This is a genomic window from Geodermatophilus obscurus (assembly GCF_900143215.1).
In the GTDB taxonomy this organism is placed as follows: domain Bacteria; phylum Actinomycetota; class Actinomycetes; order Mycobacteriales; family Geodermatophilaceae; genus Geodermatophilus; species Geodermatophilus obscurus_A.
The window spans coordinates 140,336-157,678 of record NZ_FRDM01000004.1; the positions used below are offsets into that span (position 1 = coordinate 140,336).

The following is a 17,343-nucleotide window of genomic DNA, read 5'->3' on the forward strand; positions in this document are numbered from 1 at the left end:
TGCAACCTCCCGCAACCGAGGGACGCGACGGTCAGCGTGCACACGTGTCGAGGTACTCCAGGTCCCGGACGTAGCTGTCCCACTCCTCGCGATCGAGTCCGCGACCGGTGATGGCGCAGGCCCGCTCCGCAGGCTGGTCCCGCACCTGCCGGAGCGGGTCGAGGTCCCACAGCCTGACTGCCCGGTCCCCGCTGCCGCTCACCAGCGTCGCGTCCCCGGCGAACGCGACGGCGTTCACCGATCCGCCCTGCCCGGTCAGGGGACCGCCGAGCGGGCGGGGCCGATCCCGGTCGGTGAGGTCCCACAGGACGACCGCGCCGTCGGCACCGCCACTGGTCAGCGTCCTCCCGTCGGGAGCGAACGCCACCGAGAAGACCCGGTCGGTGTGCCCGGTTAGCACAGGCCCCAGCCGACGGGGGTGCCCCGGGTCGGTGACGTCCCAGAGCAGGACAGTGTGGTCGGCACCACCCGCGGCCAGCGTGCGCCCGTCCGGGTCGAAGGCCACCGAGTTGACGTGACTGGTGTGGTCGGTCAGCGCGGGCTCCAGCCGACGTGGGCGGGTCGGGTCGGCGAGGTCCCACAGGATGACCGCGTTGTCCGCGCCGCCGCTGGCCAGCAGCCCTCCCTGGGAGGCGAACGCCACCGAGAACACCTGACCAGTGTGGCCGGTCAGGGGCTCGCCGAGCGGCCGCGGCCGCTCGGGGTCGGCGACGTCCCACAGGCGGACCGTCCGGTCGGCACCGGCGCTGGCGAGTACCCGTCCGTCGGAGCTGAACGCCACCGCGTACACCCGTCCGGCGTGACCGGTCATCGGCTCCCCGGACGGGACCGGCCGGGACGGGTCGGTCAGGTCCCACACGGAGACGGTTCCGTCCGCGCCGGCGGTGGCCAGCGTGCGCCCGTCCGGGGCGAGCGCCACCGAGCGCACATCACCCGCCTGGTCGGCGGGGATCCGGCCGACCTCTCCCGGCGGACTGCCGTCCCTGGCACCCCACAGCAGGACGGTCCCGTCGGCTCCACCGCTGGCGAGCAGCTGCCCGTCCCGGGCGGAGGACACCGAGTAGACGTAGTCGGCGTGGCCGGTCAGGGGGTCGCCGAGCGGCCGCGGCCGAGCGGGCTCGGCCAGGTCCCACAGGATCACCGTGCTGTCCGTGCTCCCGCTGGCCAGCATCCGCCCGTTCTCGACGAAGGTCACGGAGTAGACGTACTCGGTGTGCCCGGTCAGCGGATCGCCGAGCAGCTGTGGGTCGGCCGGGTCGGCGAGGTCCCATAGGCGGACCGTCCGGTCGCCGCTCGCGGTGGCCAGGGTGCGGCCGTCGGGCGCGAACGCCACCGAGTAGACCGGGCTGACGTGGCCGGTCATGGGCTGTCCCAGCCGGCGGGGCCGGGACGGATCGGCGACGTCCCACAGCAGGGCCGTGCCGTCGGCGCTCCCGGTGGCGAGGACGGGGCTGTCGGGCGCGAACGCCACCTCCCACACCGCGTTGCGGTGGCCGGTCAGGGGCTCGCCGATCGGGCGTGGAGCGGCCAGATCGGCGACGTCCCACAGCCTGACCACGCCGTCGAACCCGGCGGAGGCCAGCGTGCGCCCGTCCGGGGAGAAGGCGACCGTGGTGACGCGACCGCTGTGGGCCAGCAGGGGGTCGACGAGCCGACGGGGCCCGGAGGGGTCACTGACGTCCCAGAGCAGGACGATGCCGTCGGCGCTTCCGCTGGCCAGCGTGCGCCCGTCCGGGGAGAACACCGCCGTGTGCACCTGGTCGGAATGGCCGGCCAGCGGTCGGCCGAGCGGCTCGGGTCGGGCCGGCTCGGTGACGTCCCACAGGACCACGGTCCGGTCCCCGCTGGCCGAGGCCAGGGTTCGCCCGTCCGGGGACCACTCGACCGAGTAGACGAACTTGCGGTGGCCGACCAGCGGCTCCCCGATCCGGCGCGGGCGGGCCGGGTCGGCGAGGTCCCACAGCACGACGCGGCCGTCCATCCCCCCGGTGGCGAGGGTGCGCCCGTCGCGGGTGAGAGCCACGGACACCACCTCGTCGTCGTGCGGGAGAGTGCGGGCGTATCGCGTGTGCGTCAGGGTCTCCACCAGGCTGGAACGGGTCTCCGGGTCGGGGTGGATGCGCTGCGCCGCGACGCCGAGCAGCAGGGCCGTGCGCGGGTCGGCGGCTCTCGCCGCATCCGCCTGGGCGACGAGCTGGCGGGCCACCGCCTCCTGCTGGCTCCGCTGCGCGGTGTTCGTCTGGACCATCGCCAGGCCCGCCCCGGCGAGCGCGAGGACCAACAGCACCGACAGGACGACCGTGCTCCTGCCGCGCCGACGCCGGTCACGCCGGAGGCTCGACCGGAGGAACTTCCGGGCCAGCGTGCTGAGCTCGACCCGGTCGGCGACCAGCGTCCCCTGGGGGCGCCCCCGCTGTAGGCGCGCTCCCGTGTCGGCCAGCGCAGCGGCCAGCTGACCGCGTTCCCACAGCCGGGACGGCGGCTCGTCGGCAGCCGCCCACTCGGCAGCGGCCAGCTCGACCACGCGACGGGCCCGCAACGCGGTGGATGCGGCCTCGATCGCCTCGCGCAGCGGGGACCACGCGGTCAGGAAGGCCTCGTGGGCGACCCCGACGACCACACGGTCATCCTCACGGTCGGTGGTCAGCAACCGCCGGGCGACGAACGCGTCGAGCTCGGTGGCCACCTGGTCGGGCAGTTCGTCGCGCGGCACGCGCCAGCGGGTGGGGCGGCCCTGTTCGTCCACGGTGACCAGCCGGAGCAGCTCCTTGACGACCTGCTCTCGGCTGCGGCCGGTGGCGGCCGTCGCGTCGGCGAGGGCAGCCTCGGCCTGCCGGGTCAGGGCACCCTGGACCCCGCCGAGCTGCTCGTAGCGGCTCGTGAGCAACCGGCCGCCCCGACCGATCCCCTCGGCCAGCTCGGCCAGGGTGTACGCCAGCAGCGGCAGCGCCTCACCGCTGTCGGTGTCCGCCACCAGCCGGGTGACGAGGTCGTCGTCCACCTCGATGCCGGCCAACTGGGCGGGCTCCTCGACCACCGCACGCAGCGCCTCCCGGCGCAGCGGCTGCACGGCGTGGATCCGCTTCGGCAGCGCGTTCAGCTCGGGGTCGGTCAGCAGCGGCTCGAGGAACTCCGGCCGCAGGGTGGCGACCAGCTGCACCGGCCCGGTCAGCGCCGGACGCAGGCAGGCGGCAAGACGGGCCCGCTCGGGCGGCGGCGCCTGGGTCAGCACCTCTTCGAACTGGTCGGCCACGACCAGCAGCCGACGTCGGCGGTGTCCGGGGACGGCCAGGAGCAGCTCGTCGGCCAGCTCGGTCAGTCCCCCGTGGTCGAGCCGGCAACGGACGTCGGCCAGCGACCAGTCCCGGCCGAGGAGACGGGCTGCGGCCGAGAGCTCCCGCGTCAGGGCCCCGACCGGGTCGGCACCGGTGAGGAACGGCGACAGCGTCCACCAGTCCGGTTCCTCGGCCATCACCGGCAGCAGGCCGGCTCTGACCAGCGAGGACTTGCCGCACCCCGAGGGACCCACCACGAGCAGGGCGGTCCCGTCGGCCCGCTCGGCCGGTGACCGGAGCAGCGAGGCCAGTTGGTCCACGTCGCGCTCACGGCCGAAGAACACCCGGTGCTGGTCGACGTCGAAGGGCCGCAGGCCCGGGAACGGTGAGCGGCCGTCCGACCATCCTCCACCGCCGGCGGAGTCCAGCCGGAACAGTGCCTCCGCCAGCCCGGCCCGTGCCCGTTCCTCGTCCTTCGTGACGTCGACGTACTGGACGGCGGTCAGCAGCGGGTGGCGGGCGCCGGCCTCCGCGCGGACGGGGACCAGGCGGCTGCCCCGTGACCGGGCGAAGACGACCTCCGCGGTGCACCACACCGACCGGGTGTAGGCGGACGTGACGACGCAGACGACCGCATCGGCCCAGCGGAGGCGCTCGAGCAGCCGCTGCTCCCACTCGTCACCGGCGACGATGCCGTCCCGCAGGTCCTGGTCGAGGAAGACGTCGTGGTCGGCGGCGCGCAGCCACCCGTGCACGGTGGCGGCCGGCTCGGCGTCCTCGCTGGCGTGGCTGAGGAAGACCCTTGCCACCCCTCCCCCTCACGGATCAGCGCTCGCGGCCCACGGCCGTGCCGGCCGGGGCCGCCAGGAACCCGTGGAAGGGATCGTCACAGCGGCCTGCTCACGGAGTGACCTGTCCCTCGGGCTCTGTCTTGTCCGCCTCGGCTTTCTCCGCCTCGGCTTTCTCCGCCTCGGCCTTCTCCGCCTCGGCCTTCTCCGCCGCCGCGGCCTTCTCCGCCGCGGCCTTCTCCGCCTCGGCCTCCGCCTCGGCCTTCTCCGCCGCGGCCTTCTCCGCCTCGGCCTCCGCCGCGGCCTCCGCCGCCTCGGCCTTGTCCGCCGCGGCCTCCGCCGCGGCCTTCTCCGCCTCGGCCTTCTCCGCCTCGGCCTCCGCCGCGGCCTCCGCCGCGGCCTCCTCCGCCTCGGCCTTCTCCGCCTCGGCCTCCGCCGCGGCCTCCGCCGCGGCCTCCGCCGCGGCCTTCTCCGCCTCGGCCTCCGCCGCGGCCTTCTCCGCCGCGGCCTTCTCCGCCTCGGCCTTCTCCGCCTCGGCCTTCTCCGCCTCGGCCTCCGCCGCGGCCTTCTCCGCCTCGGCCTTGTCTGCCTCGGCCTCGTTGGTGGTCACCGACTGGGGCGCTGTGTACGGCGGGGGCTGATCCTCTGTCCTCGGCGGGAGCGTCTCGTCGAGCTTCTCCCTGCACGAGGCGACGTCGTCGGAGTCCTCCTCCTTCTCCGCACACTCCGCGACGGCTTCGAACCCGTCCTGCACCACTTCGGTGCCGCTCGGCAGCGGCACTCCCTTCTGGGGATCACCGTTCCCGCTCCCCGTCCGGATCTGCTCATCGGTGAGGAGGTCACCATTCGCATTCTTCAGGAGGAAGGCGCTCCCGCAGCCGGTTCCTGTGAGTACGACTCTCGGCGGGACACTCTCGTCGTCCCAGTTGGCCTCACACGGCCCGTTGCCTTGGGGTGCCTCCGTGCTGTAGACGGCCCTCTGCAACCCTGCCGCGAAGAACTCACGGGCGATCCTCTTGCACTCTTCGACATTCTCTACGGGCCTGACCTCACTGGGGTTGTCAGGATCAGGGCGATCCTGGTCCTCGCAGTCCATGTAGAGCCCTCGAAGAGCGGCCTCCAGGTTTCCCGTCCCTTGGAACTTGTTGAAGTCCGGGTTGTTGACCGGATCCACCGGCGGGAATTGTTCGCTCGGCCTGTTCTCGTCCGTCGTGCCGCCGCCCCCGCCCGGTTGGCCTGGCTGCCCCGGCCCCTGTTCGTCCGTTGTGCCGCCGCCTCCGCCAGACGCTGACCCGGGGGGCGGCTTCACCGCCTCCTCGGCCATCCCGCCGCCCTCAGGCAGTCGTCCGTCAGTCGGCAGTGCCGCGGGGTCGATGGGCTCGTTGTTCGAGTCGACCAGGTGGAAGGCGCTCACGCAGTCCGCACCGGCCAGCACGACGGTGCCCGCTTCCCAGTCAGCACGACATCCGGCACGGCCATGGTCGACCAGCCGGGTCGGTGCCGACTCGAAGAACTGCTGGACGTCGTCCTCGCACGCCGCTCGGTCCGTCACGCCGGGATCGCCGCACCGCTCATAGAGGATCGCCACAGCGGCATCCAGGCTCTCGGCACCCGAGACCGACTCGAGGAACTCGTCGTCCAACTCGACGGCGCCCTCGCCCGGCGACCCCGCCTCCGCCTGTGGTCGCCCAGCCTCACCACCTGCTACGCCGGAGTCGGAACGGGACCCACACCCCGCCACGAGCAGCAAGACCGCCACGGTCCAGAAGAGACGGGCTCGGACAGACCTCAGCATGGCTGGTCCCCCGGGGGCGCTGGGACGGTGTCTGGAGAGACAGACAGTCCTCTGCTCGCTCGTGATACGTCTACGGGAAAAAGCCCGCACCCCGGCGGTGCGCGGGGAGCTGCGGAGCCCGATCCGTGCCCGTCAGAGGTCATGGTCCGGCAGGCGCGCAGCTCAGAAGGTGGATCCGCCCGCCGAGGCCGATGCCGGTCTCCCGCTGGCGCGCACGGGATGGCCCACGACCCGGTGACGCGGTGGTGACGCCACGGTGATGCCCGCTCCTGAGACTCGCTTGCTCCCGAAGCCCCTGCGGTCCGAGGAGCCGGAGGCGCCGGCAGTGGCGAAGGTCGTGATCGCGTGTCAGGGCGGCGGCAGTCACACGGCGTTCACGGCTGGTGTGCTCCATCGTCTGCTGGTCGCCGAGGACCACAGGATCGTCGCCTTGTCCGGCACCTCCGGTGGGGCCATCTGCGCTCTGCTCGCCGGGTACGGCCCGCTGACGAGCAGCGCGGCCGAGGCCGGGCGGCTACTGGAGCGCGTCCGGGAAGCCAACTCGGGGACGACGCTGAAGGACAGAGCCGCCAACGCGTGGCTGGTGGGACTGGCCCGGCTGGAGGCCGGGTGCTGACGCCACCGCTGGTCAGCCCGTATGCGTCCCCGGAGTACGCGAGGGCCGCCCTGACCGATCTGCTGACCCGGCACGCCGGCTTCGACCGCGTCGCCCAGCTGCAGGAAGGGCGCGGATCACTGTGGAAGCCGTCCTGGCCTCGGCCGCCGTAACCCCGCTGTTCGGGGCCGTCCATGTGGGAGACAGCTGCTACTGGGACGGCCTGTTCAGCTGGAACCCGCCGGTACATCAGCTCCCCGACACCGGCCCGGAGGGGGTCTGGGTGATCCGGATCAACCCGCTCAGCCGGGCTCGGGAGCCGAAGACCATCGCCGACATCGCCGACCGCCGCAACGAACTGGCCGGCAACCTGTCGTTGCAGCGGGAGCTGTGCTTCATCGCGAAGGTCAGCGAATGGGCGGAGCGCCTCGGCGACCGGTACCGGCACATCGAGGTTCGAGCGACCGACCTCGACCTCGACCTCGATGTGGCCAGCTTGCTCGACCGGAGCCCCGCCTTCATCAGCCGACTCCTCGAGGAGGGACGACGGGAGGCGACGCGCTTCCTCGCCACCGTCCCGAGCTGAGGGCCGAGTCGGGCGTGGCGAGCGACCCCGTTGACCCGTCGCCCCCGCCTCACACGTTGAAGCGGAATTCCACGACGTCGCCGTCCTGCATGACGTAGTCCTTGCCCTCCATGCGCACCCAGCCGCGGGCCTTGGCCTCGGCCATGGAGCCGGCCTCGACGAGCTGGTCGTAGGAGACGATCTCGGCCTTGATGAAGCCGCGCTGGAAGTCGGTGTGGATGACACCGGCGGCCTGCGGGGCGGTCGCGCCGATCGGGATGGTCCAGGCGCGGGCCTCCTTGGGGCCGGCGGTCAGGTAGGTCTGCAGGCCGAGGGTGGCGAAGCCGATGCGGGCCAGCTGGTGCAGGCCGGGCTCCTCTTGGCCGATGCCGGCGAGCAGCTCGGCGGCCTCCTCCTCGGGCAGCTCGGCGAGCTCGGCCTCGATCTTGGCGTCCATGAGGATCGCCTCGGCCGGGGCCACCAGGGCACGCAGCTCGGCGATGAGCTCCTCGTTGGCCAGCTCCTCCTCGTCGACGTTGAAGACGTAGAGGAACGGCTTGGTGGTCAGCAGGGTCAGCTCGCGCAGCGGCTCGGGGTCGACGCCGGCGGAGAACAGCGTCTTCCCCTCGTCGAGCACCTTCTGGGCGTCGAGGGCAGCGGCCAGCAGCGCGGCCCGCTCCTTGTCCTTGCGCGACTCCTTCTCCAGCCGCGGGATCGCCTTCTCCAGCGTCTGCATGTCGGCGAGGACGAGCTCGGTGTTGATCGTCTCGATGTCGTCGGCCGGGCTGATCTTGCCCTCGACGTGCACGACGTCGGGGTCGGTGAACACCCGGATCACCTGGCAGATCGCGTCGCTCTCGCGGATGTTGGCCAGGAACTTGTTGCCCAAGCCCTGCCCCTCGCTGGCGCCACGCACGATGCCGGCGATGTCGACGAACGACACCGTCGCCGGGATCGTCTTCTGCGAGGAGAACAGCTCCGCCAGCTTGCCCAGGCGGGGGTCCGGCACACCCACCACACCGACGTTGGGCTCGATGGTGGCGAACGGGTAGTTCGCCGCCAGGACGTCGTTCTTGGTCAACGCGTTGAACAGCGTGGACTTGCCGACGTTGGGCAGCCCGACGATGCCGATGGTGAGACTCACGCGCACTTCCTCGCTTCGCTCGTCGTCCGCGTTCGTCGGACTGCTGTGCTCGTCGCCGAGCTCGCAGGCTCGCTCGGGCAGGATCCAGCCTACGTGCGCCGCCCGGAGGGGTCAGCCACCCGGCCGGGGCAGCAGGCCGCGCTCGACGGCGACCATCACCGCCCTCGTGCGGTCGTCGACGCCGAGCTTCGCGAACACCCGCAGCAGGTGGGTCTTCACCGTCGCCTCGCCGATGAACAGCTCCCGGCCGATCTCGGCGTTGGTGAGCCCGCGCGCCACGCCGGCCAGCACCTCGAGCTCCCGCCCGGTCGGGGCCTCGGCCGCCGGCGCCCGCAGGTGCGAGACCAGCCGCGCGGCCACCGGCGGCGCGAGCACCGTCTCCCCTCGGGCCGCGGCGCGCACGGCGTCGGCCAGCTGCGGCAGCGGCGCGTCCTTGAGCAGGTAGCCGGTCGCGCCGGCGGCAACGGCCCGCACGATGTCGGCGTCGGTGTCGTAGGTGGTCAGCACCAGCACCCGGACGCCGGGGTGCGTTCCCGCCAGCTTCTCGATCGCGGTCACGCCGTCCATCCGTGGCATCCGCAGGTCCATCAGGACGACGTCGGGGTCCGCCGACGCCACCATCGCGAGCGCCTCGAGTCCGTCGGCGGCCTCGCCCACCACGGTCAGGTCGGGCTGGGCGTCGAGCCAGCCGACCAGGCCGCCCCGCACCACCGGGTGGTCGTCGACCACCAGCACCCGCGTGCTCACGACTCCGGCACCCGCACGGTCACCCGCGTGCCCGATCCCGGCGCCGAGGCGACGTCGACCTCACCGCCGACCTGCTCCACCCGGTCGCGCAGCCCCGCCAGACCCGAGACGGAGACCGCGGTCGGGTCGAAGCCCATGCCGTCGTCCTCCACGTGCACCGACACCTGCGAGCCCACCCGCGCCAGCCGCAGCACCACCGCCGTCGCCCGGGCGTGCCGGCGGACGTTGGCCAGCGCCTCCTGCGCACCGCGCAGCAGGACCACCTCCTCGTCGGTGCGCAGTCCCGGCACACCGTCGAGCGCCGCGGTGTCCACCCGCACCGCCAGCCCGGTCTCCCGCGCGAACCGCTCGGCCAGCCGCTGCAGCGCCTCCACCAGCGTCGACCCGTCGAGCGCCACCGGCCGGAACGCGGCCACCACGGCGCGGGCCTCGGCGAGGTTGTCGCGGGCGACCTCCTCGATGACGGCCAGCCGCTCACGCGCGGCCTCCGGATCCGCGGGGAGCAGCGCGTCGGCGGTCTGCGCCAGGACGACGATCGAGGTGTAGCCCTGCGCGAGGGTGTCGTGCACCTCCTGCGCCAGCCGCTCGCGCTCGGCCAGCACGCCGCGTTCGCGCTCGGCGGCCGCCAGCTCCGACCGGGTGTCCTCCAGCTGGGCGATCAGCGAGGCCCGCTCGGCGCTCTCCCGCAGCACCCGGCTGATCCAGACGCCCAGCGCCAGGCTGAACGCGATGCCGATGCCGGTCTCGAGCAGCACCTCCGCGGCGCTCCTGCCCGACCCCAGCGTCAGCACGGGACCGGTCGCGCTGGCCAGCCCCAGCAGCAGCGTCCAGCTGATCCCGGTGAGGTTCCCCTGGACGGCGAACCAGACCTGCGGGTAGGCGAGGAAGAGCAGGAACAGCAAGCCGGGAGCCAGCCAGCCGAGCAGGCCGAACGCGGCGACGAGCACGACGAGGTAGGCCACCGCCCGCCGCCGGGCGCCGGCCCCGATCGCCGGCATGCCGAGGACGGCGTACGCGACGCCCAGCGCGGCCAGCACGGCGAGGGCGGGCGCCCGCCGGTCGTCGTCGACGGCGTCCCCCACCGCCGCGGAGACCACGGCCAGGCTCCAGACGACGGCGGAGATCACGTGCACGCCGACGACCGTGGTCCGCCACCCGCGCTCGGGCAGCGGCTCGCCGCCGTCGTCCTCGGGAGGGACGACGGCGGCGGCCAGCCGGCGCGTCAGGCTCATGCCGTCCGGCGCCAGCGGAACGTGCGGCTGCAGACCGCCAGACCGACGACCACCCACACCGCGAGCACGAGGGCGATCATGCCGTGCTCCCAGCTGCCCGCGGGCTCCGCGGCGACCGCGGCGTCCGGCAGGAACACCGAGCGCATGCCCTGCACCAGCCACTTCAGCGGGAAGACCGCAGCCACCTCCTGCATCCAGGAGGGCAGCTCGGAGAAGACGAAGAAGACCCCGGAGAAGAACTGCAGCACGACGGCGAACGCGCTGATCCCGTTCCCCACCGCACGGCTGCTGCCCACCGAGGCGACCGCGATGCCGAGCACGGTGCCCGCCAGCGCTCCGCCGAGCGCCACCCAGGCGAAGGTCAGCCACCGGCCGGCCCCGTCCGGCATCGGCACGTCGTAGGCGGTCGCCGCCACGGTGAGCAGGACCGCGAGCTGGAGCACCGTCGTGACCAGCACCTGACCGGCCTTGCCGAGGAAGTAGCCCAGCGGCGGCGTGCCGATCACCTGCAGCCGGGCGAGGTCGCCGCGCTCACGCTCCTCGGCCAGCGCCGTCCCCACCGCCTGGAAGCTGGTCAGCATGATCCCGGTGGCCGCGATCCCGGCGAGGAAGTACTGCGCGAACGGCACCCCGCCCGGCCGGTCCTCGCCGGCGAAGACCGACGCGAAGATCACCAGCATCACGATCGGATAGGCGAAGGAGAACACCACCTGGGCCGGGTCACGGACGAACAGCCGCAGCTCCAGCGCCGTCCGGGCCAGCCCGATGGTCAGGGCCGGCGGCGGTGCCGGCCGCGTGGGAGCCGGGGTCAGGACGGCGGTCATCGGGAGGCCTCCTCGGGAGTGGCGCCGACCAGGGACAGGTAGACGTCCTCCAGGCCGGGGCGGGTGACGGTCAGGCCGGGCACCTCGCCGGCCGGGTGCGCGGCGAGCAGGTCGCGCAGGACGGCGGCCGGCTCCCCGGTGCCGACCTCGCGGGGGACGCCGTCCTCGGTCCAGCGGACGGTGGCCGTCCTGCGCAGCTCGGCGCCGAGCTCGTCCGGCGACGCCACGTCGACCAGGCGCCCCGCGGCCAGCACGCCCACGCGGTCGGCCAGCGCGGCGGCCTCGTCGAGGTAGTGGGTGGTGAGGACGACGGTGGTCCCGCCGGCCCGCAGCCCGCGCACCAGCGCCCAGAACTGCCGGCGCGCGACCGGGTCCATGCCGGTGGTGGGCTCGTCGAGGAACAGCAGCTCGGGCCGGCCCTGGACGCCGAGGGCCACCTCCAGCCGACGCCGCTGGCCACCCGACAGCCGCGACACCCGCGTGCCCACGGCCTCGGTGAGCCCGACGGCCTCGACGAGCTCGCCGGTGTCCTGCGCGGTGCCGTGGTACCGGGCGAAGTGGTCGAGGGTCTCCCGGACGGTGAGCGCGTCGCCGACGCCGGTGCTCTGCGCCACGACGCCGACGCGGTCGCGCCAGGCCCGCCCGGCGCGACCGGGGTCCTCGCCGAGGACGGCGACCTCCCCGCCGTCGCGCCGCCGCACGCCCTCGAGCACCTCGATCGTCGTCGTCTTGCCGGCACCGTTCGGGCCGAGCAGCGCGAAGACCTCGCCGCGGCGGACGTCGAGGTCGACCCCGTCGACGACGGCACGCCCGCCGTACCGCCTGACCAGGCCGCGCACGCGGACCGCCGGGTGGTCGTCGGGCGCCGTCCTGGGAGGAGCCGGTGCCGGTCGGGTCGTCGTCATGCCACGACCCTCTCCTCCGCCTCGGCCCGGCGGGACGGCCGATCTGCCGGTCCGCCGTCCACCGGTCGGTGGACGCCCGGCGTCGACCGCGTGATTGGAGCGGCTCCACTTTCGAGCTGCGGGTCCCGGTGAGCCGTGTCACGGTTGACCGCGCGTCATCAAGTCGAGTGCGAGGGAGATCACGTTGTCTGCTGGACCGCGTCGGGTCGGGATGGCCGTCGTCGGCCTCGGAGGAGCGGTCGCCACGACCGCCGTGGCGGGGCTGGAACTGCTCCGCATCGGCGCGAGCGACACCTCGGGGCTGCCACTCGCCGGAGTGGAGGTGGACGGCGCCCCGGTCGCGGAGGCGACCGGCATGGTCGGGTACGCCGACCTGGTCGTCGGCGGCTGGGACCTCGATGGCAGCGACCTGCGCAAGGCCGCCGACCAGCACGGCGTCCTCGACCACCGTCAGCTGGAGCAGGCCGGGCCGTACCTGTCCTCGGTCATCCCGTGGGCGGCGGCCGGCGACGCCGACTTCTGCCGCAACGTCACCGGCGGCAACGTGGTGCTCGCCGAGACCCGCCGCGCGCAGGTCGACGCCGTCCGGGCCGACCTGCGCCGCTTCCGCGAGGAGGAGCGGCTCGACGGACTGGTGCTGGTCAACCTGGCCTCCACGGAGCGCTGGCCGGATCCGGCGGCGCCCGCGCTGCAGACGGTCGAGGCCTTCGAGGCCGGGCTGGACGCTGACGACCGCTCGATCACCCCGTCGATGGTCTACGCCTACGCGGCGATCGCCGAGGGCGTCGGGTACGTCAACTTCACCCCGTCGCTGGCCGCCGACGTCCCCGCGCTGATCGCCTTCGCCGAGAGCCGCGGCGTCCCGGTCGCCGGCAAGGACGGCAAGACCGGCCAGACGATGATGAAGACGGTGCTGGCCCCGGCCTTCCGCAGCCGGTCGCTGACCGTCGAGGGCTGGTACTCCACCAACATCCTGGGCAACCGCGACGGCCTGGCCCTCGAGGACCCGGACTCGCTGGAGAGCAAGCTGCAGACCAAGGGCAGCGTGCTGGACTCGATCCTGGGCTACCCGGTCGAGGACCACGTCGTGCGGATCGACTACTACCGCCCGCGCGGTGACCAGAAGGAGGCCTGGGACGCCATCGACCTGGTCGGCTTCCTCGGCCAGCGGATGCAGGTCAAGGTCGACTTCCAGTGCCGCGACTCGATCCTGGCCGCGCCGCTGGCCATCGAACTGGCCCGGCTGACCGACCTGGCGCAGCAGCGCGGGCAGGGCGGCGTCCAGACCCAGTTCGGCTGGTTCTTCAAGGCGCCGATGACCCCGGACGGCAGCACCCCCGAGCACGCCCTGCACCGGCAGGAGCGCGTGCTGCTCGACTGGGTCGCCGGCGTGCCGGCCGGCCGGTGACGGGCGGCTCCCCCGCCCTCGCCGAGCTCCGCCCGCTGCTGACCGAGGTCGGCGACGCCAAGCGGGTCCGTGTCGCCGACGCCCCCGGCTCGCTGGCCGAGCAGGCCTTCGCCCGCGCCTGGGGGCGGCTGGTCGCGGGGGAGGACGCGGCCGCGGTCGCGCTGTCGGAGACGGCGGCGGCCGTGGCCCGCGCCCGGCTGGCCGGCATCGACGGTGCGGTGCTGCGGACGGCGGGCCTGACCGACGACGAGGCGCTCGACGTGCTGCGCCGCGGCTTCGACGAGGTCGCCGGCCCGCTGGACGGCGGCCTGCGGGCCGGGCTGCGGGCGGCGCTGCCGCTCGCCGTCCCGACGCCGGAGCCGCCGGCGCTGGCCGAGCTGCTCAACCGCCAGCCGCGCGCCGGGGCCACCGCCCCGGGGAAGGCGCGGGTGGTGGTCGAGCCGCCGGAGAGCCACGGCGACCACTGCCTGACCGTCGCCGTCTACGGCGTGCTCGTCGCGCCGGTGTTCGGTGCCGACCCGGTCGCGCCGTTCCTCGTCGGCCTGGCCCACCACCTGCACAACGTCGTGCTGCCCGACGCCGGGTTCGCCGGCGAGGTGCTGCTCGGCTCGGCGCTCGGCCAGGTCATGGCGACGCTGGAGGAGCGCGAGCTGACCGCCCTGCCGGGCCCGCTGGCCGAGCGGCTGCGCACGGTGCTGCGGCTGCGGGCCGACGCCGGGGCGCCCGAGTCCCAGGCCTTCCACGCCGCCGACGTCCTCGACCGGGTGCTGCAGGTGCACCACCACGCCCGCGCGGCCGCGTTCACCGCCGCCCAGGCGCTGGACGACCTCGAGCTCGTGCACGCGGGGCCGGTGCAGGCCTTCCACCTCGACGTCCTGGCGGCGGCGGGGCTGTGAGCGGCTGTGCACGTGCCGGCTCCGCCGCGCGGCAGCGAACGGTGGTGCTGTGAGCGGCGCTGCCGATCGGGCGGCTGCGCTGCGCGGGAGAGGACGGTGACGCGTTGAGCACGGCGGCACCCGCCGTCCCGGTGGTGGACGGCATCCCGTTCGCGCGAGCCGGCCGCGACGAGCTGCGCGCGCAGGTGGTCGGCCTGCTCGCCCACGGCGAGGTCGACCGCGCCCGCGGAGCGCTGCTGGCCGACGCCGACGACTGGTGGACCGAGCCGCCCCCGCCGCCCGAGCAGCTGGCCCGCGTGCCGGCCGCGACGACCCTGCGGGAGGCGATGGGCCTGCTCGGCATGGGCCGGGTGGCCGACTACTTCGCCCACCGCTGGTCCGACCCCACCCACCTGGCGGGGCTGGCGCTGCTCCAGCAGCACTGGCCCGGGAACCGTCCGGTGGTGGACGTCGCCTGCGGCATCGGCACCCACCTGCGGGAGCTGGCCCGCCGCGGCTGCACCGAGCTGGTGGGTGTCGACGTCGTCTGGGCCAAGCTGTGGCTGGCCCGGCGCTTCGTCTGCCCGTCGGCGCGCTACGTGTGCGCCGACGTGACCGGCGTCCCCTCCCTGGACGTGCCGACGCCGGCCTACGTGCTGTGCCACGACGCCTTCTACTTCCTGCGCGACAAGCCGGCCGCGGCCGCGGCGATGCGCGGGATCGCAGGGGACGGCGGCACCGTGGTCGTCGGGCACGCGCACGTCGCCGACCCGCACGGCGAGCCGCTGACCCCGGAGGGCTACGCCGCGGTGCTCGGCACCGGCCTGCTCTACGACGACGCAGAGCTCACCGCCGCGCTGCTCGCCGGCCGCCCGCCCCGGGCCGCCGCAGCCGCCGACCTGCACGCCAGCGAGGCGGTGGCCCTGGTCGCCGGCGACCCGCTCTCCCCCGCCCCGGTCGACCTCGGCGAGCCGCTGCCGCCGCTGCGGCCCAACCCGCTCTACGCCGACGGGGAGCTGCGCTGGCCCAGCGAGCGCTACGCCGGCGAGTACGGGCCGCGGTCGACCTACCTGCCGGCCCGCTGGCCCGACCCGCTGCCCGCCGACGCCGCCCGCCGGCGGCTGCTCGTCGACCTGCCGGAGGCGTGGTGAGCGCGCGAGATCTGCACAGTGGCGGTCATCAGCGGGCTGATGACCGCCACTGTGCAGATCTGGCGCAGCGGAGGGGCGCGGTGAGCGCCGTCGGGTGGGGTGGCGTCGGGTGGGGTGGCGTCGGGTGGGGTATCGCCGGCTGCGGCTGGGTGGCCCGCGACCACGCGCTCCCCGCACTGACCGCGACGCCGGGCGCCCGCGTCGTCGCGCTGCACGACCGCGACCCCGGCGCGCTGGCCCGGGTGGACGTCGACGCGCCCGCGCACGCCGACCTCGGTGCCTTTCTCGCCACCCCCGGGCTGGACGCCGTCTACGTCGCCGTCCCCAACGCCGCGCACCGCGAGGTGGTCGAGGCGGTGGCCGCGGCGGGCAAGGCGGTGCTCTGCGAGAAGCCGCTGGCCGCCGACGCCGGCGACGCGCAGGCGATGGTGACCGCCGCCCGCGACGCCGGCGTCCTGCTGGGCACGGCCTACGACCAGCGCTGGCACCCCGCCCACGTGCGGCTGCGCGAGCTGGTGCCCGAGCTCGGCACGGTCACCGCGCTGCGCATCGTCTACTGCTGCTGGCTGCCCGCCGACTGGACGCCGGACGGCCGCCCGCACGACAACTGGCGGGTCGACCGCGCGCGGGCCGGCGGCGGCGCGGCGATCGACCTGGCCCCGCACGGCCTGGACCTGGCCGGCGTGCTGCTCGGCGAGGACGTCGTGGAGCTGCGCGCGCTGCTGCAGCGCCGGGTGCAGGACTACCCGGTGGACGACGGCGCGCTGCTGTCCGGGCGCACCGCGGGCGGCGTGCTGGTCGACCTGCACGTCGCCTTCAACACCCCCGACGCGCTCCCCCGCCGCCGGCTGGAGGTCGTCGGCACCCGCGGGATGGCCGTCGCCGTCGACACGATGGGCCAGACCGCGGGAGGCTCGCTCACGCTCCACCGGCCCGACCCGGTCGACGTCCCCTTCGCCGGGGACTCCCCCTTCGCCGCGCAGTTCGCCGCCTTCACCGCCGCGGTCGCCGGGACCGCGCCGGCGGGGACGGCATGGCCGTACGACGCCGCCCGCGACCTGGCCCTGCACCGGCTCCTCCTCACCGCCCTGGGAGACGCGAGATGACCAACCCCTACCGCGGGCTGCTACCCGACCTGCCCGCCTACGCCTGCACCAACTGCGGGCACTGGCAGCGCTGGCCGGCGCCCGGGCCGCTGGTCTGCCCGGTCTGCGCCGACGTCCGCAACGCGCTGCCCGAGAACGGCTTCGAGTTCGTGACGCCTGCGCAGGTCGAGGAGACGGTCGAGGGCTTCTGCCGCCCGACCGCCGTCGCGGGCGTCACCGAGTTCGGCACGCACCCGCGCTTCGGGCTGGACAGCCGCGGCTGGGTGATCGAGTCCGACGCCGGGCTGGTCGGCTTCGAGTGCGCGCCCTGGTACACCGCCGACATGCTCGCCCAGCTCCGCCGGATGGCTCTGGCGTCGGGCGGGTTCGACGTCCTCGCCTCCAGCCACGTGCACGGGTACGGCGCGCTGTGGCAGCTGCAGCAGGAGCTCGAGCCGCGGGTGGTCTGCGTCGGCGTCCGCGACCTGGAGTGGACCAAGGCCTTCCGGGTCACCTGGCCGGCGGACGACGAACTGGAGCTGGCCCCCGACCTCACCCTGCACCGCACCGGCGGGCACTTCCCCGGGCACTCGGTGCTGCACGACCGCCGCCGCGGCGTGCTGTTCTGCGGCGACTCGCTCAAGGTCGACCTCGACGAGGCCGGGCAGCCGGTCGCGCTGAGCGCGCACAAGGCGTTCCACGCGCAGATCCCGCTCTCCCACGGAGAGCTGCGCGAGTACCTGACCGTCGTCGGCGCGCTGGACTTCGAGGCCGTCGCGACGCCGTTCGAGCTGGTCCGCGGGGTGACCACCGACCACGTCGTGCACCTGGTGCGGCGGCTGCTCTCCGGGCCGCCGGACGCCGCCCCCGTCGCCCTGGAGGACCTGTGAACGAGCTCGCGAGCTCACCGGTGGGCACGGCACCCCTGGGCACGAGCCCGACGAGCGCCAGCGA

At 74.5% G+C, this 17,343-nt stretch carries 14 protein-coding genes; 7 read left to right on the plus strand and 7 right to left on the minus strand.

All coding sequences use genetic code 11. The features are described 5' to 3' along the window. Positions 1 to 31 precede the first annotated feature (31 nt). Positions 32 to 4,084 carry an nSTAND1 domain-containing NTPase gene (locus BUB17_RS06065; protein ID WP_072915001.1) on the minus strand — a complete coding sequence of 1,351 codons (4,053 nt, stop codon included), beginning with the start codon at positions 4,082 to 4,084 and terminating at the stop codon, positions 32 to 34. 91 nt (positions 4,085 to 4,175) lie between these two features. Next, positions 4,176 to 5,705: a hypothetical protein gene (locus BUB17_RS26675; protein ID WP_175561295.1), complete on the minus strand. Its 1,530-nt coding sequence runs from the start codon at positions 5,703 to 5,705 to the stop codon at positions 4,176 to 4,178. A gap of 478 nt (positions 5,706 to 6,183) precedes the next feature. Here BUB17_RS26675 and BUB17_RS25415 point away from each other — a divergent pair, with 478 nt between their 5' ends. Together BUB17_RS25415 and BUB17_RS25420 are read left to right on the plus strand one after the other, a co-directional pair. Beyond that, positions 6,184 to 6,474, plus strand: coding sequence for a patatin-like phospholipase family protein (locus tag BUB17_RS25415; RefSeq protein ID WP_208983323.1), 291 nt, complete (start codon positions 6,184 to 6,186; stop codon positions 6,472 to 6,474). Positions 6,475 to 6,595: 121 nt separating this feature from the next. Next, the gene (locus BUB17_RS25420) at positions 6,596 to 7,039 is read left to right on the plus strand and encodes a patatin-like phospholipase family protein (RefSeq protein WP_083606088.1); all 444 of its coding nucleotides are present in this window, start codon (positions 6,596 to 6,598) and stop codon (positions 7,037 to 7,039) included. 49 nt (positions 7,040 to 7,088) lie between these two features. Here the strand turns inward: BUB17_RS25420 and ychF are convergent, their stop codons facing one another. The 5 genes from ychF to BUB17_RS06100 form a co-directional block, all read right to left on the minus strand. Then, positions 7,089 to 8,162 (minus strand): redox-regulated ATPase YchF, encoded by a 1,074-nt coding sequence (gene ychF / locus BUB17_RS06080; protein ID WP_072915006.1) that lies wholly within the window; start codon positions 8,160 to 8,162, stop codon positions 7,089 to 7,091. A gap of 111 nt (positions 8,163 to 8,273) precedes the next feature. Then, positions 8,274 to 8,909 carry a response regulator gene (locus BUB17_RS06085; protein WP_072915009.1) on the minus strand — a complete coding sequence of 212 codons (636 nt, stop codon included), beginning with the start codon at positions 8,907 to 8,909 and terminating at the stop codon, positions 8,274 to 8,276. Continuing rightward, complete coding sequence (locus BUB17_RS06090; RefSeq protein WP_072915011.1) at positions 8,906 to 10,141, minus strand: sensor histidine kinase; 1,236 nt, start codon at positions 10,139 to 10,141, stop codon at positions 8,906 to 8,908. The genes BUB17_RS06085 and BUB17_RS06090 overlap by 4 nt, the downstream gene beginning before the upstream one ends. After that, positions 10,138 to 10,965 (minus strand): ABC transporter permease, encoded by an 828-nt coding sequence (locus BUB17_RS06095; protein ID WP_072915014.1) that lies wholly within the window; start codon positions 10,963 to 10,965, stop codon positions 10,138 to 10,140. Before BUB17_RS06095 ends, BUB17_RS06090 begins: the two co-directional genes overlap by 4 nt. Then, a complete protein-coding gene (locus BUB17_RS06100) occupies positions 10,962 to 11,870 on the minus strand; it encodes an ABC transporter ATP-binding protein (protein ID WP_072915016.1) in 909 nt (302 codons plus the stop codon). The genes BUB17_RS06095 and BUB17_RS06100 overlap by 4 nt, the downstream gene beginning before the upstream one ends. 184 nt (positions 11,871 to 12,054) lie before the next feature. Between BUB17_RS06100 and BUB17_RS06105 the strand changes: the two genes are divergently transcribed. The 5 genes from BUB17_RS06105 (at position 12,055) to BUB17_RS06125 (ending at position 17,279) form a co-directional block, all read left to right on the plus strand. Next, positions 12,055 to 13,278, plus strand: coding sequence for an inositol-3-phosphate synthase (locus BUB17_RS06105; RefSeq protein WP_244276966.1), 1,224 nt, complete (start codon positions 12,055 to 12,057; stop codon positions 13,276 to 13,278). Beyond that, positions 13,275 to 14,174, plus strand: a complete 900-nt coding sequence (locus BUB17_RS06110; RefSeq protein WP_072915021.1) for a hypothetical protein — start codon at positions 13,275 to 13,277, stop codon at positions 14,172 to 14,174. The genes BUB17_RS06105 and BUB17_RS06110 overlap by 4 nt, the downstream gene beginning before the upstream one ends. Before the next feature lie 104 nt (positions 14,175 to 14,278). Further along, positions 14,279 to 15,304 carry a class I SAM-dependent methyltransferase gene (locus BUB17_RS06115; protein WP_072915024.1) on the plus strand — a complete coding sequence of 342 codons (1,026 nt, stop codon included), beginning with the start codon at positions 14,279 to 14,281 and terminating at the stop codon, positions 15,302 to 15,304. 80 nt (positions 15,305 to 15,384) lie between these two features. Continuing rightward, positions 15,385 to 16,410 (plus strand): Gfo/Idh/MocA family protein, encoded by a 1,026-nt coding sequence (locus tag BUB17_RS06120; RefSeq protein ID WP_072915026.1) that lies wholly within the window; start codon positions 15,385 to 15,387, stop codon positions 16,408 to 16,410. Next, positions 16,407 to 17,279, plus strand: a complete 873-nt coding sequence (locus tag BUB17_RS06125; RefSeq protein ID WP_072915029.1) for an MBL fold metallo-hydrolase — start codon at positions 16,407 to 16,409, stop codon at positions 17,277 to 17,279. The genes BUB17_RS06120 and BUB17_RS06125 overlap by 4 nt, the downstream gene beginning before the upstream one ends. Positions 17,280 to 17,343: the final 64 nt, after the last annotated feature.